This window comes from Sodalis sp. C49 (assembly GCF_046352915.1).
Classification (GTDB): Bacteria; Pseudomonadota; Gammaproteobacteria; order Enterobacterales; family Enterobacteriaceae; genus Acerihabitans.
Genome location: NZ_CP163303.1, coordinates 3,273,993 through 3,300,168 on the forward strand (window position 1 = coordinate 3,273,993; position 26,176 = coordinate 3,300,168).

Annotated in this window: 24 protein-coding genes and 1 pseudogene; 15 read left to right on the forward strand and 10 right to left on the reverse strand. The window is 61.3% G+C overall.

Going from position 1 to position 26,176, the window contains the following annotated elements; genetic code table 11:
* Positions 1 to 23: 23 nt before the first annotated feature.
* The 3 genes from ABUK12_RS14715 to fhuD form a co-directional block, all read right to left on the reverse strand.
* A complete protein-coding gene (locus ABUK12_RS14715) occupies positions 24 to 2,303 on the reverse strand; it encodes a TonB-dependent receptor (RefSeq protein WP_410012565.1) in 2,280 nt (759 codons plus the stop codon).
* Positions 2,304 to 2,587: 284 nt separating this feature from the next.
* Complete coding sequence (gene fhuB, locus ABUK12_RS14720; protein ID WP_410012566.1) at positions 2,588 to 4,561, reverse strand: Fe(3+)-hydroxamate ABC transporter permease FhuB; 1,974 nt, start codon at positions 4,559 to 4,561, stop codon at positions 2,588 to 2,590.
* Positions 4,558 to 5,454: a Fe(3+)-hydroxamate ABC transporter substrate-binding protein FhuD gene (gene fhuD / locus ABUK12_RS14725; RefSeq protein ID WP_410012567.1), complete on the reverse strand. Its 897-nt coding sequence runs from the start codon at positions 5,452 to 5,454 to the stop codon at positions 4,558 to 4,560. Before fhuD ends, fhuB begins: the two co-directional genes overlap by 4 nt.
* A 138-nt stretch (positions 5,455 to 5,592) precedes the next feature.
* Here fhuD and fhuF point away from each other — a divergent pair, with 138 nt between their 5' ends.
* Positions 5,593 to 6,339, forward strand: coding sequence for a siderophore-iron reductase FhuF (fhuF, locus tag ABUK12_RS14730; RefSeq protein WP_410012568.1), 747 nt, complete (start codon positions 5,593 to 5,595; stop codon positions 6,337 to 6,339).
* 136 nt (positions 6,340 to 6,475) lie between these two features.
* On the opposite strand, the gene ABUK12_RS14735 is transcribed toward fhuF, so the two are convergent.
* Positions 6,476 to 7,171: a creatininase family protein gene (locus tag ABUK12_RS14735; protein ID WP_410012569.1), complete on the reverse strand. Its 696-nt coding sequence runs from the start codon at positions 7,169 to 7,171 to the stop codon at positions 6,476 to 6,478.
* Complete coding sequence (locus ABUK12_RS14740) at positions 7,168 to 8,154, reverse strand: GntR family transcriptional regulator (protein WP_410012570.1); 987 nt, start codon at positions 8,152 to 8,154, stop codon at positions 7,168 to 7,170. The genes ABUK12_RS14735 and ABUK12_RS14740 overlap by 4 nt, the downstream gene beginning before the upstream one ends.
* Positions 8,155 to 8,402: 248 nt before the next feature.
* On the opposite strand from ABUK12_RS14740, the gene ABUK12_RS14745 reads away from it, so the two are divergent.
* From ABUK12_RS14745 to ABUK12_RS14770, 6 genes are all read left to right on the forward strand, one after another.
* Positions 8,403 to 9,998, forward strand: coding sequence for an ABC transporter substrate-binding protein (locus tag ABUK12_RS14745; RefSeq protein ID WP_410012571.1), 1,596 nt, complete (start codon positions 8,403 to 8,405; stop codon positions 9,996 to 9,998).
* Positions 9,999 to 10,045: 47 nt separating this feature from the next.
* Complete coding sequence (locus ABUK12_RS14750) at positions 10,046 to 10,984, forward strand: ABC transporter permease (RefSeq protein WP_410012572.1); 939 nt, start codon at positions 10,046 to 10,048, stop codon at positions 10,982 to 10,984.
* Complete coding sequence (locus ABUK12_RS14755) at positions 10,981 to 11,832, forward strand: ABC transporter permease (protein WP_410012573.1); 852 nt, start codon at positions 10,981 to 10,983, stop codon at positions 11,830 to 11,832. The genes ABUK12_RS14750 and ABUK12_RS14755 overlap by 4 nt, the downstream gene beginning before the upstream one ends.
* 15 nt (positions 11,833 to 11,847) lie before the next feature.
* Positions 11,848 to 12,888, forward strand: a complete 1,041-nt coding sequence (locus ABUK12_RS14760) for an ABC transporter ATP-binding protein (RefSeq protein WP_410012574.1) — start codon at positions 11,848 to 11,850, stop codon at positions 12,886 to 12,888.
* Complete coding sequence (locus tag ABUK12_RS14765) at positions 12,888 to 13,886, forward strand: ABC transporter ATP-binding protein (protein WP_410012575.1); 999 nt, start codon at positions 12,888 to 12,890, stop codon at positions 13,884 to 13,886. The genes ABUK12_RS14760 and ABUK12_RS14765 overlap by 1 nt, the downstream gene beginning before the upstream one ends.
* Before the next feature lie 239 nt (positions 13,887 to 14,125).
* Entirely contained in the window at positions 14,126 to 14,908 is a 783-nt protein-coding gene (locus tag ABUK12_RS14770; protein WP_410012576.1) for a DeoR/GlpR family DNA-binding transcription regulator, read from the forward strand.
* Here the strand turns inward: ABUK12_RS14770 and ABUK12_RS14775 are convergent.
* The gene (locus ABUK12_RS14775) at positions 14,901 to 15,662 is read right to left on the reverse strand and encodes an SDR family NAD(P)-dependent oxidoreductase (RefSeq protein WP_410012577.1); all 762 of its coding nucleotides are present in this window, start codon (positions 15,660 to 15,662) and stop codon (positions 14,901 to 14,903) included. The genes ABUK12_RS14770 and ABUK12_RS14775 overlap by 8 nt on opposite strands.
* A 124-nt stretch (positions 15,663 to 15,786) precedes the next feature.
* Here ABUK12_RS14775 and ABUK12_RS14780 point away from each other — a divergent pair, with 124 nt between their 5' ends.
* From ABUK12_RS14780 to ABUK12_RS14790, 3 genes are all read left to right on the forward strand, one after another.
* Complete coding sequence (locus ABUK12_RS14780) at positions 15,787 to 16,701, forward strand: LysR family transcriptional regulator (protein WP_410012578.1); 915 nt, start codon at positions 15,787 to 15,789, stop codon at positions 16,699 to 16,701.
* A gap of 211 nt (positions 16,702 to 16,912) precedes the next feature.
* Complete coding sequence (locus ABUK12_RS14785) at positions 16,913 to 17,125, forward strand: hypothetical protein (protein ID WP_410012579.1); 213 nt, start codon at positions 16,913 to 16,915, stop codon at positions 17,123 to 17,125.
* 56 nt (positions 17,126 to 17,181) lie between these two features.
* Entirely contained in the window at positions 17,182 to 17,715 is a 534-nt protein-coding gene (locus tag ABUK12_RS14790; protein WP_410012580.1) for a helix-turn-helix transcriptional regulator, read from the forward strand.
* A gap of 54 nt (positions 17,716 to 17,769) precedes the next feature.
* Here the strand turns inward: ABUK12_RS14790 and ABUK12_RS14795 are convergent, their stop codons facing one another.
* The 4 genes from ABUK12_RS14795 to ABUK12_RS14810 form a co-directional block, all read right to left on the reverse strand.
* A complete protein-coding gene (locus ABUK12_RS14795; protein WP_410012581.1) occupies positions 17,770 to 18,594 on the reverse strand; it encodes an alpha/beta fold hydrolase in 825 nt (274 codons plus the stop codon).
* An 87-nt stretch (positions 18,595 to 18,681) separates the two neighbouring features.
* Complete coding sequence (locus tag ABUK12_RS14800) at positions 18,682 to 20,310, reverse strand: MFS transporter (protein WP_410012582.1); 1,629 nt, start codon at positions 20,308 to 20,310, stop codon at positions 18,682 to 18,684.
* The gene (locus ABUK12_RS14805) at positions 20,307 to 20,723 is read right to left on the reverse strand and encodes a DoxX family protein (protein WP_410012583.1); all 417 of its coding nucleotides are present in this window, start codon (positions 20,721 to 20,723) and stop codon (positions 20,307 to 20,309) included. The genes ABUK12_RS14800 and ABUK12_RS14805 overlap by 4 nt, the downstream gene beginning before the upstream one ends.
* A gap of 2 nt (positions 20,724 to 20,725) precedes the next feature.
* Entirely contained in the window at positions 20,726 to 22,597 is a 1,872-nt protein-coding gene (locus ABUK12_RS14810) for an amidohydrolase (protein WP_410012584.1), read from the reverse strand.
* A 265-nt stretch (positions 22,598 to 22,862) separates the two neighbouring features.
* Between ABUK12_RS14810 and ABUK12_RS14815 the strand changes: the two genes are divergently transcribed.
* The 5 genes and pseudogenes from ABUK12_RS14815 to ABUK12_RS14835 all read left to right on the forward strand — a co-directional run.
* The gene (locus tag ABUK12_RS14815; RefSeq protein WP_410012585.1) at positions 22,863 to 23,549 is read left to right on the forward strand and encodes a hydrolase; all 687 of its coding nucleotides are present in this window, start codon (positions 22,863 to 22,865) and stop codon (positions 23,547 to 23,549) included.
* Positions 23,550 to 23,614: 65 nt separating this feature from the next.
* A complete protein-coding gene (locus ABUK12_RS14820; protein ID WP_410012586.1) occupies positions 23,615 to 23,917 on the forward strand; it encodes a DUF1427 family protein in 303 nt (100 codons plus the stop codon).
* On the forward strand, positions 23,914 to 24,171 hold the full coding sequence (locus ABUK12_RS14825; RefSeq protein ID WP_410012587.1) for a DUF1427 family protein: 258 nt from the start codon (positions 23,914 to 23,916) through the stop codon (positions 24,169 to 24,171). Before ABUK12_RS14820 ends, ABUK12_RS14825 begins: the two co-directional genes overlap by 4 nt.
* An 11-nt stretch (positions 24,172 to 24,182) precedes the next feature.
* The gene (locus ABUK12_RS14830; RefSeq protein ID WP_410012588.1) at positions 24,183 to 24,566 is read left to right on the forward strand and encodes a response regulator transcription factor; all 384 of its coding nucleotides are present in this window, start codon (positions 24,183 to 24,185) and stop codon (positions 24,564 to 24,566) included.
* A 620-nt stretch (positions 24,567 to 25,186) separates the two neighbouring features.
* A pseudogene (locus ABUK12_RS14835) lies at positions 25,187 to 25,789 on the forward strand (AAA family ATPase); the annotation flags it as partial.
* Between the last annotated feature and the right edge of the window lie 387 nt (positions 25,790 to 26,176).

Sequence of the window (26,176 nt, forward strand, 5' to 3'; positions counted from 1 at the left end):
GTGGATTTATGCTGAAGGCGTGATCAGAAGTCGACCGTCATGGACACTTTCGCTTCACGCGGGTCGCCCTGGGTCAGGTAACCGCCGGTGGCCGAAGCCCAATACTTCTCATTGGTGACGTTTTCCACGCCGGCACGCCAGATAATATTGTTTTTCGGCAGGTTCATATTATAGCGCAGGCCCAGATCCAGGCGGTTCCAGCTATCCACCTTCAGGTTGTTGGCCGAATCGGCATACTGCGAGCCGGTATGAATCACCTTGCCGGTGGCGGTAATGTTAGTCAGGCCGGGGATATCCCACTCGCCGCCGAGCACCATCTGGTAGCGCGGAATGCCGATGGCGTCATTGCCGTTGTAAGCGCCGTCCTGGGTCTTGGTCATTTCCGGGTCCATCCAGGTCATGCTGCCGTTTAAACGCACGCCGTACACCGGTTCGCCGAAGACATTCAGCTCCAGGCCGCGGTTACGCACCTCACCGCTGTTGTTGAACGTATAACTGTCGGCGCCGTTGGGGGTATAGACGCCGACCGGCTTCTTGATTTCAAACAACGCCACCGAACCGGCGACACGGCCGTAGTCCGCCTTGATCCCCACTTCGTTTTGTTTGGAGGTCTGGATGCCGGCCACCTGCCCGCCGTTGGTTACCAGGTCGCCGTTATAGGTCAGGCCCGCGCTATCGCCGGCCTGCAGCGCTTCGATATGGTTGGCGTATAGCGAGATATGATCCCAGGGTTTGACCACCAGGCCGAAGGCCGGGGTCACCTTGGTTTCATCGAACTGGCTATCCTGCTCGCCGGTATAGGCGTAATTGGTCACTACCACGTTCTGGCGCCGGGCGCCGGCGATCAGCTGCACTTTATCATCCAGTACCGACATGGTATCGGCGATGGCGATGCCGTTGTTGCGTACCCGATTGGTCACGCCGGGATCGCCCATACTGCCGCCGGTATAAAGATCGTTCATCGGCTCGCTGACATTGACCGGATCATAAATATTTTCGCCGATCGAGGCGGCGGTCAGGGTGTAGGCGCTGCTCACCTTACGGTTAAGGGTGGAGAAACCGATGTTGATATTATGTTTGACGAAGCCGGTATCAAAGTTGCCGCGGATGCCCGCCTGGCTGGCAAAGCTGTCGGAAAAATAAGGCACCGTCATGCGGCTCATGGTGGCGTTGCCGTCGTTGTCGCGTAGCGTTGGCGATGAGTATTTGCCGTACTCATGGGTATGATTGGCGCCGACACCCGCATAGGCGGTCCAGGAATCCGTCAAATCATATTCGCCGCGCAGCATGCCGAACTCAGTTTCCGTATCGGTATAGGCCCATTTCTGGCCATAATTGCCGGTGGCGGAGGGAACGTCCGGTATTTCAGTCGCGTTGCCGAGATACACTACCGGACGGCCGCCGTGCACTGTTTGTTTGCTGGCGCCGAAATCCAGCGAAGTGCGCAACCGATCGCCACGGTAATCCAGTCCGATGGAACCCAAGGTCAGACGGCGTTTTTCATCATCGATAGCGGTGCCGCCTTCACGGTGTACCCCGTTGACGCGCACGCCGAACTGGTTGTTATCGCCATAACGGCGTGCGATATCAAACGCGCCGCCCACTTCGGATTTGGAGGTATAGTCCAGGGAAACGCGGTTCAGCGGTTCATCGCCGGCGCGTTTGGGCTCGACGTTTACCGTACCGCCGACGCCGGTGCCGCCGGGCGGCACGCCGTTGAGGAACGCGCTGGAACCTTTTAACAGCTCGATGCGTTCGGCAAACTCGGTGGGGACCTGCTGGCGGGGCAATATGCCGTACAGACCGCCATAGGAAATATCATCGGTGTACAGGGGGAATCCGCGCACCACAAAGGTTTCCGCATAGTTGCCGTAACCGTAGCCGCTTTGCACCGAGGCATCGTTATTCAGCACATCCGCCAGCGTGCGCGCCTGCTGATCCTGGATAAGCTTCGACGTGAACCCGACGACGCTGAAGGGCACTTTACTGGCATCCTGCTGCCCCAAAAATCCCACCCGGCCGCCGTTGGCGATCTGACCATCCATATACGCCGGCACCAGCTGATCGCCGCCCGGACGGAAGTTGTTCTCCGGCGCGGCCACCACGGTAATGGTATCACCCTTGCCCGCGGCCGTATTGGCGGCAGGCGTGGCGGCGGTAGACGCGGCGGCGTTAGCAGCGCTGGATGCGGCGGCGGCGTTGGCGGGTAACGCCATCGCGCCGCAGCACGCGCCGATAACCACTGCCAGTAGACGTGGAGAGGACGTGATTCGCCCTACGGGAGAAAAATCGGCAGTACGCATGTGCAGAAAACCCTTGCTGAATAATAATGAGAATGATTCTTATGAGAGTTCAGGATTATGCAAGAGGATGCATTATTTGCAAGACAATATTTTAGATATTAGTAATTCTTTTGTCTTAAATTAACAAATCTCACGCGTCGACGGGTATTTGCCCGGTATTCCCCTGTCACCCGCGGGGGAATGGTGAGCTGTGAACCGATCCGAGGCCAGGCGCACCGGTCTGTTAACCGGTCCGCCGGCGCGGTGTGTAAATAGATTAGCGCGCCTGATGCCAGGGTAATACATCAGCCGGCCTGCCGGCGCAGTAAATAGATAAAATAGGGCGCGCCAAAGAAGGTGGCCAATAGCCCGGCGGGAATTTGATAAGGGAAAATAATAAATCGGCCGCACCAATCGGCGATCATCATCAGCACGCCGCCCAGCAGGCAGGCCGCCAGCATCTGTGGCATGGGACGGCGAAATCCGGTCAGCCGGGCCATATGCGGCGCCATCAGGCCGATAAAACTGAGCGGGCCAACGTTCAAGGTGGCGGTGGCAATCAACCCGGCGGCCAGCAATAGAATGGCCATACGCGCCGGTTTTAACGCCACGCCCGCCGCGCGCGCGGTGGCGCCGCCCAGCGGCAGCAGGTCCAGCCAGCGGCGCAACAGGGGCGCCGCCGCCAGCAGTACCACGGCGATAACGGCGGTGCGTATGGCCTGGGCGCCGCTGACCTTGTAGGTGGAGCCGGATAGCCAGGTCAGCACCGATGACATGCGCGGATCGCCGCTGACCAGCAGCAGGGTAAGCAAGGTGGTGAACAGCGTGCTCAGCGCTATGCCCACCAGCAGCAAACGCCCGCTGGAAAACCCGCCGCGCTGCGAGAGCACTATAATCAGCAGCAGCGTCAGGGCCGCCCCCAGGCTACCGGCCGGCAGCAGCCAGGCAAACGCGTCGTCCGGCACCAGCAGCAACAGCAGCACCACGCCAAAGGCCGCGCCGGAACTGATGCCCAGCACTTCCGGGCTGGCCATCGGATTGCCGGTCATTTTCTGAATCAGGGTGCCCGCCGCCGCCAGCATCGCGCCGGCCGCGCCGGCCGCCAGCACGCGCGGCCAGCGCCAGCGCCACATCTCCTGTAGCGACCAATACCAGCCGTAATTATCGCGTCCCAGCGTCAGCGCCACGACGGCGACCAGTATCAGCAGCGCAACCCCTGCCAGTACGGCCGGCGGCGTCATCCGCCGCTCCGGCCTGAGCATCTGGGCATTATCCGTGGCCATGGCGCGGGTCTCCCTGAGCCTGGGCAACAGCCATAGCAGCAGGGGGGCGCCGATCAGGGCGGTGGCGGCGCCGGTGGGGATTTCCCGCCACAGCCGGGCCAGCAGGATCATCAGTTGATCGCTGAGCAGCAGCAGCAGCGCGCCCAGCAGGCAGGAAAACCCTAAACGGGGCAGCAGGCGCCTGGCCCCGAGCATCCGCGCCAGCAGCGGCGCGAACAGGCCGATAAAACCAATAATGCCGGCGGCGTTGACCAGAAAGGCGCTTAATACGATCGCCACGCCGATGCCGCCGACGCGCGCGGCGATAAGGCCCAGGCCCAGGTTGCGCGCCACGCCGTCATCCAATCCCATCAGCATCAGCGGTCGCAGCATCAGCAATATCAGCAGCAGGCCGACGGCCAGCCGGGGCAGCAGGAACTGTACCCTGCTCCAATCCTGCTGGTTGAGCATGCCGCTGCTCCAGAGAAAAAGGGTTTGCAGCCGCTCATAGTTAAGCAGCGCCAGCAGGCTTTTGGCCGCCCCGCAGTAAAGCCCCAAGACCAATCCCGCCAGAATCAGGGTGACCGGCGACAACCGGCGCCCCCAGGAAACGCCGAACACCAGGCCGCCCACCGCCAGCGCGCCGGCTATCGTCGCCAGTTGGCGGGTCGCCTCGTCGCCCGGCAACGCCAGGAGGGTCGCCACCGTGAGCCCCAGTTGCGCGCCCGCCGACACCCCGAGCGTGGTGGGTTCGGCCAGCGGATTGCGCAGTATTTGCTGGAACACCACCCCCACCAGCCCCAGCCCGGCGCCCACCAGCAGCGAGAGCGCGGTGCGCGGCAGCAGGCTGTAGTGAAACAGCATTTGATCAATACTGCCGGTATCGGGATGGCACGCCGCCCGCCACCATAAACCGGGCGCGAGCTGAAGGGTTAAATTAAATACCGCAAGCGACAGCGCGGCAAGCGACAACGCCAGGACCAATGCGGCGGATAAGCGCGGAACGCGTTTACTCATGCCCGTGGCTCCATCGCCTGCCCGAGCATCCGGCAAAAGCGCATGGCGGCAAGGGTGGCGCCGAAAAACCACACCGCGGGCAGCACCCGCAGCTGTTTTTCCCGGACAAAAGGCAGCGTTTGCCAAAGCGTGGAACCGGCCACTTCCGCCAGGGGATCCTGGGCGCCGCGATGAAAACACAGCGCCCTGACGCCCCGGAACTGCGCCAGCCGCTCAAGGCCCACCGTTGCGCTGCCCCAGACATTTTCCTCGCCGTCCCAGGCGTTCGCCACCCCCACCCGATCCAGCACATCCTGGAGCAGGCTGTTTTTGCCGATAACCATGATGCGGCGGCTGTCGATAAAGGAAAACAGCAAGACGGGGGGAAGCGGAAGGGATCCAGACGCCAGCCGCTGCCGGGTCTGGTCCAGTTGCCGGTCGAGATCGGCCATATGTCGTTGCGCCCGATCCGGCATCCCCAGGCGCCCGGCCAGGGCGGCGATATCCTGGCGGGCCACGGCCAAAGGCCGATCGCCTTGCCGGCTAAAACGGAAGGTCATGGTGGGCGCAATGGACGCGACGCTTGCAGGCGCCGGGCCAAAACCCTCCGATAGCAGGATCAGCGAGGGCGCCAGGCGCTGCATCGCTTCCATATTCGGTTCGTTGCGCAGCCCCACGTCCAGCACCGACGGCGGCAGCGCCGGCTCCGCCACCCAGCTGCGGTAATTCGGCGCGTCGGCAATGGCCATCGGCGTCACGCCAAGGGCCAGCAGCAGCTCCGCCGGGCGCCACTCCAGCGCGATAATACGTGCCGCATCGGGTATGGGCGCGGCGGCGGCGCGGCGGGAAAACCACCAGGGCAACACGGCCATCGCCTGTAAAAGACGTCGGCGATAGGCATCATGAGTCTGCATAAATTTTAAATATTAATAGTTATCATTCTGATTTTGATCGCCTATTATGCGCATTCGGAGAGAGACCGCAAGCCGCCCGCCTGCCGGAAGCTCTTTGCCTTGTCCTTAATCAATAGTCCCGATCGATACAGGAAGCGTATGAAGCCTGACGCAGCAGCACCCACCCCCGGATGCGCCATTGATATCAACGGCAGTTTTCTCTTCTCCGTTCCCAGCGGCGGAACGGGCTATTCGGCGGCGGATTTATGCGCGCCGGAAACGGCGCTGGCGCTACTGGAGCCGTTCCTGCGGCTGAACGAAGGGGGCGACCGGGCGGCGGTGATCTCCATGTGGTCGCAGTGGTATTTTGCCCTGCTGCTGGCGCCCTGGACAAGGATCGCGCTGCTGCATGACTGGCGGCTGCCGGCGGATCCGCGCGCGATTCAGTTTACCCAGGGAGCGCAATCCGCCGTGCCGGAAAAATTTATCCTGGCCGATCGCGGCGCAAAAATCGCCGGCGGCGTCGCCATCCCCGCCCTGTTCGGGCAACTGCTGGAGACGCATGTGCTGCCGGTTTGCCGGACCTTCGGCCAGTTGGCCGGCATCAGGCCGGGCCTGTTCTGGAACAACGCCGCCATCCGCGTCGCCCACGGCATCGATATGGCCGCGGAACAAGGCGCCGATACCGGGGAAGCCAGGGCGTTTCTCGCCACCAAAACCCTGGCGGACGGCGCACCCAACCGGCTGTATCAGCCGGTACGGGTGGTGGAGCACGAGGCCGGCCCGAAAATCATCCGCCGGCTGTGCTGCCTGCGCTATAAGCTCAGCGGCCTGGAATATTGCCCGAGCTGCCCGCTGTTGGTGGCGCAAGAGCGTAAATGCCGGCATCGGGAACAGCAGGGCTAAGCGTTCGCCACTGCGGGCATGACGCCGGGCAAGACGTATTTCTCCGCGCCCCAGGCCTCGCACCGGCGGCCGCTCGCGCCGCGGGTACTCCCGCCGCATAAACGGCTCCCCGCACGGTGCCTTGCCCGGGCGGCGATCAGAGCAGTTCCATCACGCGCCGGGTTTCTTCGACACCCACCTGCCAGAGGGCCAGCATCTCCTCGTCGGCGCGCTGATAATACCCGCCGTAGTTGCCGTCGCCCAGCATCGCGCGGGCCTTGGCCGGATTGAGCTTGCGAAAGCCGACCAGATCGAGCATCGGTTTTTGCCGGTCCGGCTGGGCGACGCCCGCCAGCCGGGTCCAGGGGAAATTTTCCATCCATGAGGCATGCGAGGCCACCGGATCGGTTTGCTGTACCTTTGCCCAGGTGAGCGGCGCGCACCACCAGTTATGCAGCTGTACCATCACCTCGGGATTGGCCACCATCCATTCGCTGATAATATGCTGCGCCGGCATATTGCCGCCGTGGCCGTTAACCAGCAGGACGCGCTTAAAGCCCTGCCGTTTCAGATTATCGAGAATATCGTACAGCAGCCGGAGGTAAGTGCCGACCCGCAGGCTGATGGTGCCGGGAAAATCGCTGAACGCCGGCGTCATGCCGAACGGCATTACCGGGAATACCGGTATGCCCAGCGGCTCGGCCGCCTCGACGGCGACCTTTTCGGCCAGGATGGAATCCACCGACAGGCTGAGAAACGCATGCTGCTCCGTACTGCCCAGCGGCACCACCACCCGATCGTCCCGGCCCAGGTATTCTTCCAACTGCTGCCAATTCATTTCACTGATTTTCATGATATTTCCTTCAATCCGGTCACGGAGGGCACATCCGGCGTCAGCAGCGGCATCACCACACGCCTGATATCGCCGCTGTCAGGAATATGCCGGTATTCAAACGCCTGTTGGCCAGGAGATAAGGCGTCCTGTAACGCCTCGGCGCCGGTGGCGTAGACCAGCACATCGGCATGCGCCAGATAGCGGTTCAGTTCAGGGTCGTCCCGATGCACCACGGTAATGGACTGCACATGCGGGGCGAAGCGCTGCACCCCGGTTTTCATCAGCGCGGTAAACTCCGGGAAGATCGACACCACCAGCACCCTGGCAAGGGGATCAAGCGACGCCAGCGCCCGCCGGGTCTGCTCGGAGGGGATAAAGCTGATATTAATAACCCGCATACCGGGCAGCAGGCTCATCACCTCGCGCCGGCGGTGGGCAAAGGTCAGGATCAGATCGGCGCTGTGCGCCTGCTCGCGCGCGCGGTTATCGGCGGTCAGTATCGACAGCGTCGTCGCATCCAGCTGCGCGCCGTCGCCCAGGGTGCCGGCGATAATCTGCGCATAATCGCGGGCGGACTCGATAAAATTACCCACCACCAGCACCGTTTTGGTCCTGGCGCGCCGCTGGCGGTGATGGAACCGGTTGGTGACCAGGGCGGCGAGGTCGGCCGCCGATAAAGACAGGTCCTGCGCCCGATCGATCAGGGCGTCGATGTGCTGATGCAGATCGGTCAACCGCTTGTCGCTGTGGCGCAGGACCTGGGCGGCGTCGGCGATAAAGGTACCGGAGCCGGGCTTGCTGTAGATCAGTTCAGCCTGTTTCAACTCGCGATAAACCTGCGCCACGGTCATCGGCGCCACGCCGACCCGCTCGGCCATGTCGCGCACCGAGGGCAATTTATCCCCCGGCTTTAGCGCGCCGAAGGTGATGGCATACTCCACCAGCCCCCGCAACTGCATCCCCAACGGGAGCGACAATGTTCTATCAAGTTGGAAGTCCACAAACCGCCCATTAATGCGTGCTAATTTACTAATACACTATCGTTATAAGCTTAGCTAACGCAAGCACAGCGGGCATATTTTCCTATTCAACGGGCTATAGCATTTTCCTATGACAAAATAATGCCTTTTTTACTGCCTTTTATTGACATTAAACGATCATTGCTTCAAATATCGTACTACTGCATTAGAACAGTGACGCGGGATTTTCCGGCGGGGATCATTTTCCAAGCGATAAGGGGATGGGCACAATGAAGGTTATGCATCGGATAACGTTAATCGCCTTGCTGACGGCGGGCGCGCTACCACTGGCCCACGCCTGGGCGGCGGATACCGTGCAGCGCGGCGGCACGCTGGTCTATGGCCGCTATAGCGATAGTTCGTTCCTGGAACCGGTATTGAATGAAAACAATACCGATATCTGGATCCTGTCGAATCTGTATGACACGCTCCTGTTTCCCACCGCCGACGGCAAAGGCATCGAACCGGGCCTGGCGGACAAATGGAATATCGCCGCCGACGGCAAAAGCGTCAGCCTGACCCTGCGCGATAATATCAAGTTCTCCGATGGATCGCCGATTACCGCAGAAGATGTTAAATGGTCGCTGGAACGCGCCAGCAAGCCCGGCAACGGGGTATGGCAATTTATGGTCGATTCCATCGCCAGCGTCTCCATTGACGGCGCCAACGCCATTACCCTGCATCTGAAACACCCGGACCCGGCCATCCTCAGCGCCCTGACGGCGTTTAATACCTCCATCATGCCGAAAAAGCAGTTCGAGGCGACGCCGGGCGCCACCGACCAGCAAAAAGCGGAAGCTTTCGCCGAGCATCCGGTGGGGTCCGGCCCCTATGTGCTGAAATCCTGGCAGCATAACGCCACCATGACCCTGGTGCGCAACCCGTATTACTGGCGCAACGGCGCCGACGGCAAGCCGCTGCCCTATCTCGACGGCATTACCTTCGAGATCGTCCCGGACGACGCCACGCGCATCCTGAAGTTACAGTCGGGCGAGCTGGACGCCACCGAGTTTATCCCGTATTCGCGCGTCAACGAATTGAAGGCCAATCCGGCCATTGATATGAAACTGTTTCCCTCCACCCGGGTGGAATACGTCAGCCTGAACGTGCGCCCGCAGTACCAGGGCGCGGCCAATCCGCTGGCCAATGAAAAGGTGCGCCAGGCGCTGAACTACGCCACCGATAAGCAAGGCATTATCCAACTGGTGACCTATGGCATCGGCACGCCGATGACGTCTTATATTTCCAGCGGCACGCCGGGGCACGTAGGCGACAAACCGCTCTATCCGGTGGATACGGCCAAGGCCAAACAGCTGCTGGATCAGGCCGGTTTCGCCAGCGGTTTCAGCGCCAATATCATGGTGCTGGCCGGCAATGAGGACGAAATCAGCATCGCCACCGCCCTGCAGCAGATGTGGGCGCAGGTGGGCGTTAAACTCACCATCACCCAGGTGGACCACGCCACGGAAACCGACCGCTATCGCAAGGGCGATTTCGGCATGCGCTTATCTACCTGGACCGATGATATTGCCGATCCCAATGAAATCACCTCTTACTTCGCTTATTCGAAAAATATCCAGGCGGTGCATTCGGGCTGGAAAAACGATCGGGTAGACCAGCTGTTTGAGCAATCCCAGCAGGAAATCGATGCGCAAAAACGCGCGGCCGATTATCAACAAATTCAGGCGATCTTTAACGCCCAGGGGCCGATCGTGCCGCTGTATGAAAGCCCTTATCCGGTGGCGTTGAATAAGACGGTGCACGGCTTTGTGCAGATTCCGCTGGGCAATAACCTGTTTGCCGAAACCTACCTGACGCGCAAATAACGTCGACGCAGGTTAACGGCCGGAACCTGGAACAGGAGAAGAGAGGGGTGTCAGAGTTTGCCTATATCGTTAAACGTATTTTGCTGATTATCCCCACGTTGCTGGTGATCCTGGTGGTGACTTTCGCCATTGTACGGCTGCTGCCGGGCGATCCCGCCAGCGCCATGATTGGCGATCGCAGCACCGAGGCCGACGTGGCGAGGATCAACGCACAGCTGGGACTGGACAAACCGCTGCCGGTGCAATTTTTCTTTTTTGCCCGCCAGGTGCTGACCGGCAACCTGGGCGACTCCTATGTGCTGCACAGCCCGGTGACCAGGGTGATTGCCGAGCGCCTGCCGGTCAGCCTGATGCTGACCGCCATGGCCGGCCTGTTCGCGCTGCTGATGGCGATTCCGCTGGCCTTTGTCTCGGCGCTTAAGCGCAATAGCGCCGCCGATATGACTATCCGCGGTTCTTTCCAGGTGACGCTGTCCATGCCGTCGTTTTATATCGGTCTGGTGTTGCTGACGGTGTTTTCCGCCCATCTGCACTGGTTTCCGGTGGGCGGCTACGGCGCCACTTTCACGGATAAGCTGTACCATCTGTTCCTGCCGTCGATGACCCTGGCCCTGAGCCTGGCGGCAGTGCTTATCAATAACCTGCGCACGTCTATTATCGCGGTGCTGGACGCGGAATACATTACCTTTGCCCGCGCCAAGGGGCTGAAAAACCGGGTGATTATGCTGCGCCATGTGATGCGTAATTCGCTTATCCCCACCGTCAGTCTGTTTGCCCTTAATATCGGCACCATTATCGGCAGCGCGGTGATCACCGAAACGGTGTTTGCCGTGCCCGGCATCTGCCGCCTGATGGTCGACAGCATCTTCAGCCGCGACTACCCCATGGTCCAGGGACTGGTCATCGTGCTGTCGGTAATGGTGTCGCTTATTTTCCTGGTGACCGATATCGTCCAGGTCATGATCGACCCGAGGAGAGCGCGATGACGGTCCATCCGGCGCCATCAATGCCGGCCCGTACCTGGCGGCGGCATATCCCCTGGCCACTGCTGAGCACGGCCATCATCCTGCTGTTCAGCCTGGCCGCCGGTTTTTTCCCGCAGTTGATCGCCCCCTACGATCCGCTGGCGTTCGATTACCGCGCCATCCTGAAACCGCCCGGCCCGCATCACCTGTTCGGCACCGATAATTTTGGCCGCGATATTTTTTCACGTGTTATCTACGCCTATCGGGTGGATTTGCAAATCGCCCTGTTTACCACGCTGTTCCCCATGGTTTTCGGCACGCTGGTCGGGCTATTGGTGGGTTTTTACGGCGGCTGGGCGGAAACGCTGTTCCAGCGGGTGGTGGACGCGGTGATCACGTTCCCGCTGCTGGTGCTGGTGATAGCCATCGTGGCAATCCTCGGCCCGGGCCTGGGCAGCATGTATGTGGCGGTCGGCATTATCTATTGGGTGTTCTATGCCCGGCTGATCGCCGGTGAAGTCAGTATCCAGAAACGCCTGGACTATATTGCCGCCGGCCAGGTGATGGGGTATAGCCGGCCGCGCATTATTTTCCGACATTTGTTGCCCAACGTCATGACCACCACCCTGGTGTACTGGATGACCGATATGGCGCTGGCTATTTTGCTCGGCTCCAGCCTGGGCTATCTCGGCCTAGGGGCGCAGCCGCCCACCGCGGAGTGGGGAGTATTAATCGCCGCCGGCAAGAATTTTATGGATACCGCCTGGTGGATCACTATTTTCCCCGGCCTGGCCATCGTGCTTACCGGACTGGGATTCAGCCTGCTGGGCGATGTGCTGGCCGAACGGCTCCGGCCCGGACACCGCTGATGAGGGAGGTCGAGAATGCATGCCACGACAGCGCCAGGCCCTGAATTACCAGGCAAGGCGCCGGGCGCGCCGGGTGACGATACCCTGCGGGTCAGCAACCTGAACACCGTTATCCATACCCCGCGCGGGATGATAAAGGCCATCCAGGATATCAGTTTTGAACTGCGACCCGGCGAAATACTCGGGCTGGTGGGCGAATCCGGCTCCGGCAAAAGCGTGACGCTGCGTTCCCTGCTGCGCCTTATGCCCGGGTCGGCCCAGGTTAGCGGTTCGGTGACCTGGCGGGGACGGGAACTCATCGACGCCGCGCCGCAAGAATTGCAACGCATCCGCGGCGGCGACATCGCCATGATTTTCCAGGAGCCGATGATCGCCCTCAATCCGGTGTTAACGGTACACCGACAAATTGACGAGACGCTGCGCGCCCATACGCGGCTTAACGGTCGCCAGCGGCTGGCGCGCACCGTTGAACTGCTTAACCAGGTCGGCATTCCCGACGCCCGGCGCCGGCTGGAAAACTACCCCCACGAGTTTTCCGGCGGCATGCGCCAGCGGGTGATGATTGCCATCGCGCTGGCGGGAGAACCCAGCCTGCTGCTGGCGGATGAGCCGACCACCGCGCTGGACGTCACCATCCAGCAGCAAATCCTTAATCTGCTGCTGTCCCTGCGGGACAGGCTGCATATGGGCATTATTTTCGTCACCCACGATCTGGGGGTGGTGGCGCAGCTGTGCGATCGGGTGGCGGTGATGTACGCCGGCCGCATCGTGGAATCGGGCGAGGTGGGTGCGGTGTTTGCAACGCCACGCCACCCCTATACCCAGGGTCTGATGGGCTCGGTGCCGCGGGTCGGCGTGGAACGCACGCCGCTGCTCTCCATCGAGGGCACGCCGCCCTCGCTGTTGGACCCGCCGCCGGGCTGCAGCTTTAACCCGCGCTGCGCGTACGCCACGGATCTGTGCCGCCAGCAGGTGCCGCCGCTGCTGTCCCTGGCGGACCACCGGGGCGTGGCCTGCCACCATTATCAACATCTGGTCAAAACGCGGAGCCTGTGATGAACGGATTAACCCCGGCGGACGAACAACCGATTATCTGCGTCGAGGACGCACAGGTGCGTTTTGCGGTAAAACAATCGCTTTGGCATCGGTTGCAGGGGCACCCGCCCCAGTTTATCCAGGCGCTTAACGGCGTCAGGCTGGAATTACAGCGGGGTGAAACCCTGGGGGTGGTGGGCGAATCGGGTTGCGGCAAATCAACGCTGGCGCGGGCGCTGGTGGGCCTGCTGGCGGCCGATGACGGCCGCATCCGCTTTAAAGGCCAGGATATCGCCACGCTGCGCGGCAAGGGAAGGCGCGATTTCAACCGCCAGGTGCAGATGATCTTCCAGGACCCGTATGGTTCGCTTAACCCGCGCATGACGGTGGGACAGGTATTGCGCGAGGCGCTCTCGGTACACAGGATGTGCCCGCGCGCCGCGATCCCGGCGCGCATCATGGCGCTGCTCGAACTGGTACGCCTGCCCGCCGACGCGGTGGATAAGCTGCCCCATGAATTTTCCGGCGGCCAACGCCAGCGCATCGGCATTGCCCGGGCGCTGGCGGTGGCGCCGGAAGTGCTGGTGGCGGACGAACTGGTGTCGGCGCTGGATGTCTCGGTACAGGCGCAAGTGGTGAACCTGCTGCTGGATTTACAGCAAAAGCTGGCGCTGACGGTGCTGTTTGTCGCCCATGACCTGCGGCTGGTACGGCATATTTCCCATCGCGTGGCGGTGATGTATCTGGGTGAAGTCATTGAAACCGGCGCGACGGAGGTCCTGTACCGGCAGCCGCTGCATCCCTATACCCAGGCGCTGCTGCGCGCGGCGCCCGGCATGGATCCGGCCAACCGCGTCGCCACGGTCAGCCTGGCCGGCGAGTTGCCAAGCCCCCTGTCGCCGCCCCCGGGCTGCCGTTTCCATACCCGCTGCCCCTATGTCACGGACCGCTGCCGCGCGGAACATCCCATCCTGCGCGCCAAACCTTCCGGGCAGCAGGTGGCCTGCCATTTGGCCTGAGGAATTTTTTTGGCACTATATAACTGAATTAATTGAAAAGATTGGCAATCAGGCGCAGCCATTTTGACCACGCCGACCGGCGCGGGCATAAGGCAGCAAGCCATACCGGCTATCTTGCTGGTTAGATGACGGGGACAAAAGCGCGGCGTTTGATATTGGCTGGACAGCTAAAGCCAACTCTGACAGCATGGCGATATCCATAAAATCAGCCGTGCCATTGGCTTAACTGAACGGGCGCTATGAAGGGACAAAGTCGTTTAGATCAGATTATGGAATACCTTAAAAGCCATAATCTGGTCACCGTGGAACAACTGGTCGAGGCGATAACCGCCTCCCCCGCGACCATTCGCCGCGATTTAATCAAACTTGATGAGCAGGGCGTTATCAGCCGTACCCACGGCGGCGTCACGCTCAACCGTTTTATCCCCGCGCAGCCGACCACCAATGAAAAACAGCAGCGCAACCTGCTGGAGAAACAGGCCATCGCCGAACTGGCGGCGCAATGCGTGCGGCCCGGCGACGCCGTCGTGCTGGATGCGGGCACCACCATGCTGGAACTGGCGCGCCATCTGACCCATCTGCCGTTGCGGGTTATCACCTCGGATTTGCATATCGCGCTGTTCTTATCGGAATTCAAGCAAATCGAGGTGACGATTACCGGCGGACGTATTGATGACAGCAGCCAGTCCTGCATCGGCGACCACGGCCGCCAGCTGCTGCAGAAAATCTATCCGGACGTGGCCTTTATCAGTTGTAACTCCTGGAGCCTGGAAAAGGGCGTGACCACGCCGACAGAGGATAAAGCGGCGCTCAAACGGGATCTCGCCGCCCATGCCGGACGGCGTATCCTGCTGGCGGACAGCAGTAAATACGGCGCTTACTCGCTGTTCTGCGCCATGCCCCTGGCGGACTTAACCGACATCATCACCGACGACAAACTCCCGCCGCCGGTCATGGCGGAACTGCGCCGGCAGCCCTGCGCCCTGCAGCTGGCGGACAGCGCGGCCCGGCGCGTCAGATAAACATGCCGCCGGAGGCTTCGATACGCTGGCCGGTCATCCAATGAGTACCCTCGGCAAGCAGGGCGGCCACCGCGCCGCCGATATCGTCGGGCAGACCCGCCCGGCCCAGGGCGGTGTTGGCGGCGATAAGCTGATTGACCTGCTGGTTATCGCGCACTATCCCACCGCCGAAGTCCGTTTCTATCGCCCCGGGAGCCAGGGCATTTACGCTGATGCCCCTGCCGCCCAATTCTTTGGCCTGATAGCGGGTCAACACCTCAAGGCCGCCTTTCATGGTGGCGTACGCGGCGGCGGCCGTCGAGGCGGTGAAACGCGTCAGGCCGGTGGAGATATTCAGGATGCGCCCGCCGTCGGCTATCAGCGGCAGCAGTTTTTGCGTCAGGAAAAACGGTCCCTTCAAATGAATCCTGAACAGCTCATCAAACTGCTGTTCGGTGGTGTCGGCGATAGCGGCATGCAGCCCGATGCCCGCATTGTTGACCAGATAATCAAACCGATCGCATTGAAACTCCCCGGCCAGGGTGCGGCCGACTTCGGCGGCAAATTCACTGAACCGGCTACTGTCGCCGACGTCCAGCTGCAGCATGACCGCCTTGCCGCCGGCCCGTTGAATCTCCGCCACCAGCGCCTGCGCTTCCTCGGCCCGGCTATGATAGGTGCCGATAATATCCACGCCCTTTGCCGCCAGGTGCAGAGCGGCGTTTTTGCCCAGTCCACGGCTGGCGCCGGTAATTAAAGCAATTTTGTGACTCATCTCGATGTGCTCCTGTGGGTAGGTAAATCTGTCGGTCTACAGCTTATTAGCCGGCGGGGTATAGATAAACCCGCAAAAAGCGGAAATACTGTTCGGTATGACAGGACAATAATCCGGACATACGATGGTCAACAAGCTTGAGCTGCTGCGCAGTTTTATTCGCGTCAGCGAACTGTCCAGTTTTACCCAGGCGGGCGAGAGCCTTGGCCTGCCTAAATCAACGGTATCGGAACATGTCCAGACCCTGGAAGCCCTGGTGGGCGCCAGGCTGCTGCATCGCACGACCCGCCGCGTCACGGCCACCCAGGACGGGCTGGCGCTGTATGAGCGCGGCAAGGATATGCTGGCGAACATGGATGAACTTGAGGGATTATTCCGCCAGGACGGCCTGGTGCTGGCCGGGCGATTGCGGGTGGATATGCCCGCCGGTATTGCCCGCGCCCTGGTATTGCCGCAATTGGGCGAATTTATGCAAAAATATCCCAACCTGCGCATTGAAATCAGCTGCACCGATCGCCGGGTGGATATCGTGCGCGAAGGTTTTGACTGCGTCCTGCGTATCGGCGAACTGACCGAGGCTTCCCTGGTCGCCCGGCGGCTGGGCCGGCTGCCCATGGTGAACTGCGCCAGTCCGTCTTACCTGGCGGCCTATGGCATACCCAGGACGCCGGCGGATCTGGCCGGCCATGTGCTGATCCATTATGTCTCCAGCCTGGGATCGCGCGCGGAGGGATTTGTTTACCGCCATCAGGGCAAGTACCTGAGCCAGGAGCTTCCCTCGCTGGTCACGGTGAACAATGTTGATGCCTATAACGCGGCCTGTCTCGGCGGCCTGGGTATTATCCAGGCGCCGGCCATCGGCCTGGAGGAGCATCTGGCCGCCGGACGACTGGTGGCGATCCTGCCCGACTGCCCCGCGCCGCCTATGGACGTTTCGCTGGTCTATGCCGATCGCCGTTATCTGCCCCAGCGCGCGCGGGTGTTTATGGACTGGCTGGCGGCACAGCTTGCGCCGCATATCAGCGCGCAGCGGCCATAGGCGCCACGGTGATAAACCGCTGGGCGGTGGCGGCCGCACCGCCCAGCCATTATCCCGGGATTTGCGGCGCCGCTCGCTAATCCACTGTTAAATAACCCGTTATACTCTCTTCTTGCGAAAGATTTGTTACTCTCAGCCGGCAGGAGACTGCCATCTACCGTTGACAAGCGTCAACATTTCTAATACATTAACCCAAGCAATAGGGAGGGAGATGAAGGATCATCCCAACAAGCATATTCAGGCGGCGATTGAATATGCTCTCTCCAAAGGCTGGCGATTTCGCCATGGCAAAGGGCATGCGTTTGGCCGCCTGACCTGCGGCGTGCCCGGCCATGAAGAACATCAAATGCGTGTCTGGTCTACGCCCCGCAGCGCGGAAAACCATGCCAGGCAGCTTCGCCGCAAGATCAATCACTGCCGGTAACATGGCCACATGCTTTATTACGCAAAGGCGGATCTCCGCCTTTAATCGAGGTGACAATGGCATTGTACAATTTTGCGCTTACCCTCTCCGGCGTAACCGCAGAGACCAAAGGACTGGAAGACCGGCTGTTCGAGAGCGGCTGCGATGACGCCCTGGTGTGTTTTTATGGTAAATCCGTGTACCTGGAATTCGATCGCGACAGCGCGTCTTTCGCCCAGGCGGTGTTAAGCGCCATCGGTGATATCGAATCGGCGGATTTGGGCGCCAGGGTCATCTCGGTGGATGCCAACCTGGTTGGTTTAAGCGATATCGCCGAGCTGTCGGATATGTCGCGGCAGGCGGTTGCCATGCTCAAGGACGGCACTCGCGGCTCCGGCGATTTCCCCTCGCCGGTGCAAAGGATCAAAGGCGTATCGCCCTTATGGCGCTGGGCCGACGTGGCCGAATGGCTCGCGGCAAAAGGAAAGCTACACCCTGATATCGCCGTCAATGCCCGGCAACTTGATATTATCAATATGGCCCTGCAACTGCGCGAAACCAAGCAGCGCAAGCAAATCGGCGATTATCTGGCCCTATTGGAAGCGTCCTGATCCATAACCTATCAGGACGCGGCGCAGCCTGCCTATTCACAGGGCCGGGATGGTTTAATCCTGCTGTATAAAGGCCAGCAAATCCTGATTCAATCGGTCTTTATGGGTAAAACACAGGGCATGGGGGGCGCCGGGATACACTTTCAGGATGGCCGACGGGATTGCCGCCGCCGCGAGTTTACCCGTCGCCGCAAAAGGCACCACCTGATCGTCATCGCCATGGATGACCAGGGTCGGCAATGAAAATGCCGGCATATCCTGGCGAAAATCCGTTTCCGAGAACGCGGTGACGCAGTCCAGGGTGCCTTTAAGGGAGGCCAGCAGGGCGATATTCAGCGTTTGGGTGAGGATGCCGGCCGAAACCTTGCTATCGGGGCGATTGGTACCGTAGAACACCGTGCTGAAATCGCTTAAAAACTGCGGCCGGTCGGCGGCCAGGCCCGCTTTTATGCCGTCGAAGACCGATTTATCCACGCCTTCGGGATGATCGGCGGTTTTGATAAACAACGGGGTTACCGCGCTTATCAGCACCGCCTTTGCCAATCGCCGGGTGCCGTGGCGGGCAATGTAGCGCGCGACTTCGCCGCCGCCCATGGAAAACCCCACCAGCACCGCGTGCTGGATCTCCAGCTTTTGCAGCAGTTCCTCCAGATCATCGGCGAAGGTATCATAATCATAACCCTCCCAGGGCTGGCTGGAACGGCCGAAACCACGGCGATCGTAGGCAATCGCGCGATAACCTTTTGCCGCCAGGAAAGTCATCTGGTATTCCCACATATCGGCATCCAGCGGCCAGCCGTGGACAAAGATCACCGGCTGTCCCTGCCCCCAGTCCTTGAAATAGATTTCTGTGCCGTCACGGGTCATAAAAGTAGTCATAGGTATACTCCTTACAGGGTGTGTGCGGGAAAACTGAAGGTGTGTACATTCCTGGATTCAGGGCGTCATATCTGTTGCCGTAATGCGCTATTCAGGCGCCACCAGATGGCGCACCACCGGCGGCTGCTCGCCATGATGGAATGCGCGCACCCGATCCTGGATGCGTTTATCATTCACCGTGTGACGCTCATGCTGTCGCAGATGTTCAAGCCAGGACCCGACGACAAACACCTCGACACACTTGCCGGGAAACTCGATGTCCTCATACACCGCCCAGGTCAGCGCGCCGCCGCGCCGGCGGACGCGCCGCATTTCCTGGATCGCGCGCATAAAGGCGGGTATTTCCCCGGGTTCAACCTGATACTCGACGCTTATCATCACTGGGCCCCGGTCATGCTCTATGGCGGACTCCGGCGCCAGGGGGTGATCCGTGGGTTCAAGGTTTAAATCGGGATCTTGGTTTAACCGCCAGCGCAGGGCGGTGGCGGTGCCCAATACCATGCCGATGGCGGCCACGGCCAGGGAGGTGGATATAGTCAGCTGCGACGCCAGCTTCCCCCAGACAGCGCTGCCGGCGGTCATGGAGCCGAAAAATACCGTCAGGTAAACGGCCAGGGCGCGCGCCTTTACCCAGCGCGCCGCGCTGCGCTGCGCGCCGACATTCAGGGTCGACAGCACGGTTATCCAGGCAAAACCGGTAAAAAACTGGATGCCGGCAAGCCACCAGAAATGGCGGACAAAGGCGAGTGCCAGCATGGTAAGCGCAAACAGCAGGCTGGCCAGTACCGTCAGGCTGTCGGGCGTCAGCTTTTTACGCAGCCCCGGCAGCAGGATGGCGCCGCAAATCGCGCCGATGCCGATGGCCGCCAGCAGCACGCCATATCCGCCTGGCCCCAGGCCCAATTCGCGTTGCGCCACCAGCGGCAATAATGCCCAGCCGGCGCTGCCGAAAAGGAAGAACGCCATGGCCCGCACCAGTACCGTGCGCAACACCGGCGCCGCATGGACATAACGCAGCCCCACGCGCATGGCGGAAAAAAAATGTTCGGGCGGCAGGCGCTGGATGGCGGTGTCGGTTTTCCAGCGGTACAGCACGACGATGACGCCCACCACCGACAGGGCATTCAGCATAAAGACCACCGCCGGACCGGAAAACGATAAAATCAGGCCGCCCAGGGCGGGGCCGATGGCGCGGCTGATATTGATGCCAAGCGAGTTCAGGGCGATGGCGGGCGCCAGATCCGCGCGCGGTATCAGATCCGGCACGATGGCCTGGAACGGCGGCGAGCTCATGGCGGCGCCGGTGCTTAGCAGGAACGCCGCGGCCAGCAGCAGGGGCGGCGTCATCTGGCCTGACAACGCCAGCAGCGCCATGGCCACCGCCACCGCCAGTACCCAGGCCTGTGAAAACAGCAGGTATTTGCGTCTGTCGACGATGTCGGCCATCACCCCCGAGGGCAGCGCAAACAGGAACATGGGCAGGCTGCCGGCGGCCTGGACCATAGCCACCATCAGCGGGTCGGAATTAAGGGTGAGCATCATCCAGCTGGTGCCCACATCACTCATCCAGGAACCGATATTGGAGGCCACCGTGGCAATCCACAACATACGGAAGACGCGCTGGCGCAGCGGGCTCCACGAGGAGGGCGGCGCGGCCGCCGCGCTGTCCCCGCCGGCGGCATCCTGATTGAAAACCTGTTTGTCCGATGTCGTCATAAGATACCTCCCCGCGCCGCCGGCCGCAGGCTCCAGCGGCCGGGACCGCATAACCCGATGGTGGTAAAGATAATCAGCAGCAGCCAGCCGAATTGTCCTTCCGCCACCGACCAGTCCGGATGAACCGCCAGCATGGCGATAAGCAATACCGCGATGATGGGCAGACAGGCCGCCCTGGCGGCCACGCCCAACGCGATAAACACCGGACAGACCACTTCGGCGAAAATGGCGGCCCACAGGCTCAAGGACGCCCCCAGCCCAAAAGGATCCTCAATCCTGGTGAGCTCATCGGCGTAGTGCAGCACTTTAGGCGCGCCGTGTACGTACAACAGCATAAAACAGCCGGTCAGGCGCAGGAACAGCAGCCCCAGGTCGACCTGCGGGGTGAGGTAAAACCGCCCGGTGGTTTTCATGGTCAAAACGCAAAGCAGCTGCAGCCCAGCGCGCCCCAAAAACCGGCGTGATTGGCGACCGGCACCGAGGAACCGCGCGCGGCGTCATGGGCATGGCCGTGGACGCCGCAGGCACCGGCGCAGGCATGGGGCAACATCGGGGCGCGGGCGGCGGTCAGTTGGCGGTAATGTCCCGGCACCAGGGCGACGGGCGACCAGTCCGGCAGCACCGGAATTGCCGCCGGGCCGTGGGAGGTAAACTCGCCGTCCGCATACACGACTTTACCGCCGACGAGGGTCATCAGCGACGCGATGGATTTGATCTCATCCTCGTGCACGGCAAAAAAATCCGCGGTCAATACCGCCATATCGGCAAGCTGGCCGGCCTTGATCCGCCCTTTTTTATCCTGCTCGCCGGAGAACCAGGCGCTGCCGGCGGTCCACAGCTCAAGGGCAATATCACGGGGCAGACGATCCGCACTATCATAAAGTTTCATACCGCCGACGGTGCGGCCCGATACCAGCCAGTAGAGCGCGGTCCAGGGGTTATAGCTGGCCACGCGGGTGGCATCCGTGCCGCCGCCCACCGGCACGCCCATCGCCAGCATGCGCGCGATGGGCGGCGTATGGCTCGCCGCCGCCGCGCCGTAGCGATCGACAAAATATTCGCCCTGAAAAGCCATGCGGTGCTGGATGGCAATACCGCCGCCCAGGGCGCGCACCCGCTCGATATTGGGCGGCGTAATGGTTTCGCAGTGGTCAAATAACCAATGCAAGCCGTCGAAGGGGATCTCGCGATTCACCTTTTCAAACACGTCCAGCATGCGGCTGATGGATTCGTTATAAGTGGCGTGCAAACGGAAGGGCCAGCGATTGGAGACCAAATGCCGGACCACCTGCTCAAGTTCGTTCTCCATGCCGGCGGCCAAATCCGGCCTCGGCTCCAGGAAGTCCTCGAAATCGGCGGCGGAGAACACCAGCATTTCGCCCGCGCCGTTGTGCCGGTAAAAGTCATCCCCCTGCCCGGGCTTGACCATGGCGGTCCATTTTTGAAAATCCTCCAGCTCCGCGCCTTTACGCTGGGTAAACAAATTGTAGGCGATGCGCACCGTCAGCTGGCCTTCCCGCGCCAGTTGATCCACCACGTCATAATCCTCGGGGTAGTTCTGGAAACCGCCGCCGGCATCAATGGCGCTGGTGACGCCGAGCCGGTTGAGTTCGCGCATAAACTGCCGGGTGGAATTCACCTGGTACTCCAGCGGCAACGTCGGCCCTTTTGCCAGGGTGGCATACAGGATCATGGCGTTCGGGCGGGCTATCAGCATGCCGGTGGGATTACCCGCCGCATCGCGCTGGATTTCGCCGCCCGGAGGATTGGGCGTCTCCCTGGTATAGCCGACGACCCGCAGCGCGGCGCGGTTAAGCAGCGCGCGATCGTAAAGATGCAGTACAAAGACCGGCGTATCCGGCGCCGCCGCATTAAGCTCGTCCAGGGTCGGCATCCGGCGCTCCGCAAACTGGAACTCGGTCCACCCGCCCACGACCCTGACCCACTGCGGATGTGGCGTGCGGTCCGCCTGCGCCTTTAACATCGCCAGGGCGTCGGACAATGACGGCACCCCTTCCCAGCGCAGTTCGAGGTTATAGTTCAGCCCGCCGCGGATCAGGTGGAGATGGGAGTCGTTCAGGCCGGGAACGACGGTACGCCCCCCCAGATCAATAACCTTGGTCTGCGTACCGCGGTAACGCATCACCGACGCGGCGTCGCCGACGTCCAGGAATGCTCCCTTGCCGACGGCTACCGCGTCGGCAAGGGGATTTTGCCGGTCCAGGGTATGAAACCTTCCATTCACCAGGATTAACTCGGCTGTCTCTGCTTTATCGGGCGAAACCATAAAACCTCCGGAACTGTGGGCAGCGCCAGGCTGCGGGCGGAAACGCGCACCGGGCGGTCAGGCGTGGTCGCGTTGGCAATGGCTGGATTATTATCGCCGGCGCGGATCACCGTCTAGTTATACATAGAGATAATGGTTTCGCTTATTTCCCCGGCCTACCATCTCAGCAGATGGATGTTCCGCTGACTTCCGGCTTCCATCGTCCCAACCGGCGCGCCGCGTAAGCGCGGGCGATCCTTTCCTTCCACCCTCTCGGGATACCATTATGATTGATTCAAAACTTGACGTGCTGACGCCCTCCAACTGCCAGATGATTTTTATCGATCAGCAGCCGCAAATGGCGTTCGGCGTACAGTCGATAGATCGCCAGGTGTTAAAGAACAATACGGTGGCGCTGGCGAAAGCGGCGAAGGTGTTCGGCATTCCCACCATCATCACTACGGTGGAAACCCTGAGTTTTTCCGGCCATACCTATCCGGAACTGCTGGATGTATTTCCCACCCACGACATCCTTGAACGCTCGTCGATGAACTCCTGGGACGACCAGAAAGTGCGCGATGCGCTGGCCGCCACCGGCAAGAAAAAAGTCGTGGTCTCGGGACTGTGGACCGAGGTGTGCAACAACAGTTTTGCCCTGTGCGCCATGGCGGAGGGCGATTATGAAATCTATATGGTGGCCGACGCATCGGGCGGCACGTCCAGGGAAGCCCATGATTACGCCATGCAGCGCATGATCCAGGCCGGCGTGATCCCGGTGACCTGGCAACAGGTGATGCTGGAGTGGCAGCGGGACTGGGCGCGCAAGGAAACTTACGACGCCGTGATGGCTATCGTGCGGGAGCATTCCGGCGCCTACGGCATGGGCGTGGATTATGCCTATACCATGGTGCATAAGGCGCCGGAAAGGGGCCATGGCGATCACCATACCCTGGCGCCGGTTCCCGCGAAATAACCGCTCTCCCGGCCGGCGTGTCCCCATGGCGCGCCCGGCCGCTTCCCGTTAAAGCAGGGGTGAATATGAATGCTTATTGTATTTCGCTGGGCGCCGGGGTTCTGATCGGCCTGGTCTATGCGCTGCTGAAAGTGCGCTCCCCCGCCCCGCCCGCCATCGCCCTCATCGGCCTGCTGGGGATGCTTATCGGCGAACAGCTGTCGGCGCTGGTGATAAGCCAGGCCTTTGCGGCGCAAGCCACGCCACGCCACGCGGCAAACGCCGCCCCGGCAAAAAAGACCGTTGCCTCCTTAACGGCGCAAGACGCGGCTCTCACGCCCAATCGATCCCTGCGCGGCGAGTCATCCGCTCCGGGAGGAGGTCTATGAAATCCTACGTTGTTTCCCTGCTGGCCGGGGTGTTAGCCGGCGTGATTTATTCATTGCTGCAGGTGCGTTCACCCGCGCCGCCGGTTATTGCCCTGCTGGGCCTGCTCGGTATGCTGATAGGAGAGCAGATTGTGCCGGTCTGCCGGCGCCTGCTGAAGCGGGAGCCGCTGACCCTGGCATGGTTTCGCACGGAATGTGTCCCCAAGATCAGCGGCGCGCCGCCGCCCGATACCCGAAAGCCCCCGCCATCCTAGGGACGACCGTCATGACGCATTCGTTGCTTATAGCCATTATCGACGACGATCGTTCCGTAAGAAGCGGATTAAGTAATTTATTGCAATCCGCCGGTTATGCGACGATATCTTTTGAATCGGCGGAGCAATTCCTGAATGATGAAGCGCGGGATAGCATCGATTTCGTCATCCTGGATGTTAAATTGAAAGGGATAAACGGGTTTGAACTTATCAGCCGCCTGGGACAATCCCGACCGGGACTGCCGGTCATGCTGATTTCCGGCCATGGCGACGAGGACATGGCACAAAGGGCGCTAAACGCCGGCGCGGTTTCTTTTATGCGTAAACCTATCGATGTGGATATGCTGCTGGAGCATATCCAGCGGGTATTAGCCCAACGCGGGGGAAGTCCATGATCAATGCAATGCCGCCGGCGCCACGATCGCGCTTAACCGATGACAAGACGCACCCTGCCCCCGATCCCTTATCCGCCCCGGCGAATGGCGCCATCGCCGCTTTTCTCTCCCAGGCCCTGAGTATTTGCGCCGCGCTGCGGCTGTTGCATGCCGAGGGGATAATCCATGGCGCGCTGACGCCCGCCGCGCTGTCGATGACCGACGATGGCGCTTGCCGCCTTGATATGGGCGGCCCGGCGACGCCGCCGGCGGGCATGCCGGTCAGCAAGGATATGCTGGCCTACATGTCGCCCGAGCATACGGGACGGACCCAATGCGGCGTCGACGCCCGCAGCGATCTGTATTCCCTGGGGATGATTTTTTATGAACGGCTGGCTGGCCGGCCGCCGTTTGTGTTCCCCGGCGGCGGCGGGGTAGCCGAATGGATACATCACCATATCGCCTGCGAGCCGGCGGCACCCCATACCCTGCGGCCGTCTGTGCCGGAAATGTTATCGCAGGTGGTGATGAAACTGCTGGCTAAATCTGCGCAAAGCCGCTACCAGACCATCGAAGGGCTGATGGCGGATTTCAGGCGATGCCGTTCTGCGCTGGCGGCGTACGGCCATATCCGGCGCTTTATGCCGGGGCTGCAGGATATTTCCCCGTCGTTGCGGCCGTCCGATGGCCGCTTCACGCCGCCCAGCGGTCTCCGGGCTTTTTCCGCCGCGTTTACCCGGGTGAAAAGCCAGGGAACCCATGCGCTGGTGGTGGTCGGCGGCCCTCCTGGGATCGGCAGATCATCGCTGATTGCCCGCGCCCTGGCGGGACTGCGGGGAGAAGACGCGCTCCTGGCCGTCGCCCGGGTCTGCCGGTATCGACAGGTACTGCCGTTCGCCGTGCTGTCGGAGGCGTTCAGATCGCTTACCCTGTATATGCTCGGGCAACCGGCGGCGCAAATCGATGCGCTGAAAACACGTCTCGCGTCGGCGCTTGGCGATGATGCGGGGCTGGCCATCAATCTGGTACCGGAACTGGCATTGATATTGGGTAAAAAAAGCCCGCTGTACGCGCTTTCCGCCGAGGCGGGAGAGGCGCGGTTTAACCCTATGATATATGGTCTGGCCAGCGCCTTTGCCACTTTGGGCCGCCCGCTGGTATTGGCGATCGACGACATTCAGTGGATAGACCCGGCCAGCATGGGCCTGCTGGAGCACCTGATGGCCCATACCGCCATGCTGCCGCTGCTGCTGGTGGTTGCGTTACGCGACGCGACATCCCCCGGGGACCCGTCGCGTCCCGCGCCGCTTGCCACGCTGCGCCATAACGCGGCGCGGGTGGTGGATATCCAGCCCGCGCCCTTAAGCCCCGCCGCCCTGGCCCGATGGCTGGCGCACGATTTTCGTACCACACCCGCCAACATGGCGGCGCTTGCCGGTTTGGCGCATGCCGAGACCGGCGGCAATCCTTTACTCGCCCGGCAGTTTATCAACGGCGTTATCAATGACGGACTGGCCACCAGGGCCAGGCGAAACGGTAAATGGCAATTTTCCCTGGCGGCCATACGGGCGCGCCAGGGCGCTAAAAACGCAGCCGGGCTGATGCGAAAGGAGATGTTCGCTTTACTGGAC

What these genes read in the sequence shown, in the direction of transcription:
- fhuD (WP_410012567.1), bottom strand. Translation starts at nt 5,454, where the DNA reads ATGCAGACTCATGATGCCTATCGCCGACGTCTTTTACAGGCGATGGCC.
- ABUK12_RS14745 (WP_410012571.1), top strand. Translation starts at nt 8,403, where the DNA reads ATGAAGGTTATGCATCGGATAACGTTAATCGCCTTGCTGACGGCGGGC.
- ABUK12_RS14825 (WP_410012587.1), top strand. Translation starts at nt 23,914, where the DNA reads ATGAAATCCTACGTTGTTTCCCTGCTGGCCGGGGTGTTAGCCGGCGTG.
- ABUK12_RS14755 (WP_410012573.1), top strand. Translation starts at nt 10,981, where the DNA reads ATGACGGTCCATCCGGCGCCATCAATGCCGGCCCGTACCTGGCGGCGG.
- ABUK12_RS14795 (WP_410012581.1), bottom strand. Translation starts at nt 18,594, where the DNA reads ATGACTACTTTTATGACCCGTGACGGCACAGAAATCTATTTCAAGGAC.
- fhuB (WP_410012566.1), bottom strand. Translation starts at nt 4,561, where the DNA reads ATGAGTAAACGCGTTCCGCGCTTATCCGCCGCATTGGTCCTGGCGTTG.
- fhuF (WP_410012568.1), top strand. Translation starts at nt 5,593, where the DNA reads ATGAAGCCTGACGCAGCAGCACCCACCCCCGGATGCGCCATTGATATC.
- ABUK12_RS14805 (WP_410012583.1), bottom strand. Translation starts at nt 20,723, where the DNA reads ATGAAAACCACCGGGCGGTTTTACCTCACCCCGCAGGTCGACCTGGGG.
- ABUK12_RS14830 (WP_410012588.1), top strand. Translation starts at nt 24,183, where the DNA reads ATGACGCATTCGTTGCTTATAGCCATTATCGACGACGATCGTTCCGTA.
- ABUK12_RS14785 (WP_410012579.1), top strand. Translation starts at nt 16,913, where the DNA reads ATGAAGGATCATCCCAACAAGCATATTCAGGCGGCGATTGAATATGCT.
- ABUK12_RS14800 (WP_410012582.1), bottom strand. Translation starts at nt 20,310, where the DNA reads ATGACGACATCGGACAAACAGGTTTTCAATCAGGATGCCGCCGGCGGG.
- ABUK12_RS14815 (WP_410012585.1), top strand. Translation starts at nt 22,863, where the DNA reads ATGATTGATTCAAAACTTGACGTGCTGACGCCCTCCAACTGCCAGATG.
- ABUK12_RS14770 (WP_410012576.1), top strand. Translation starts at nt 14,126, where the DNA reads ATGAAGGGACAAAGTCGTTTAGATCAGATTATGGAATACCTTAAAAGC.
- ABUK12_RS14780 (WP_410012578.1), top strand. Translation starts at nt 15,787, where the DNA reads ATGGTCAACAAGCTTGAGCTGCTGCGCAGTTTTATTCGCGTCAGCGAA.
- ABUK12_RS14715 (WP_410012565.1), bottom strand. Translation starts at nt 2,303, where the DNA reads ATGCGTACTGCCGATTTTTCTCCCGTAGGGCGAATCACGTCCTCTCCA.
- ABUK12_RS14735 (WP_410012569.1), bottom strand. Translation starts at nt 7,171, where the DNA reads ATGAAAATCAGTGAAATGAATTGGCAGCAGTTGGAAGAATACCTGGGC.
- ABUK12_RS14820 (WP_410012586.1), top strand. Translation starts at nt 23,615, where the DNA reads ATGAATGCTTATTGTATTTCGCTGGGCGCCGGGGTTCTGATCGGCCTG.
- ABUK12_RS14760 (WP_410012574.1), top strand. Translation starts at nt 11,848, where the DNA reads ATGCATGCCACGACAGCGCCAGGCCCTGAATTACCAGGCAAGGCGCCG.
- ABUK12_RS14775 (WP_410012577.1), bottom strand. Translation starts at nt 15,662, where the DNA reads ATGAGTCACAAAATTGCTTTAATTACCGGCGCCAGCCGTGGACTGGGC.
- ABUK12_RS14765 (WP_410012575.1), top strand. Translation starts at nt 12,888, where the DNA reads ATGAACGGATTAACCCCGGCGGACGAACAACCGATTATCTGCGTCGAG.
- ABUK12_RS14790 (WP_410012580.1), top strand. Translation starts at nt 17,182, where the DNA reads ATGGCATTGTACAATTTTGCGCTTACCCTCTCCGGCGTAACCGCAGAG.
- ABUK12_RS14810 (WP_410012584.1), bottom strand. Translation starts at nt 22,597, where the DNA reads ATGGTTTCGCCCGATAAAGCAGAGACAGCCGAGTTAATCCTGGTGAAT.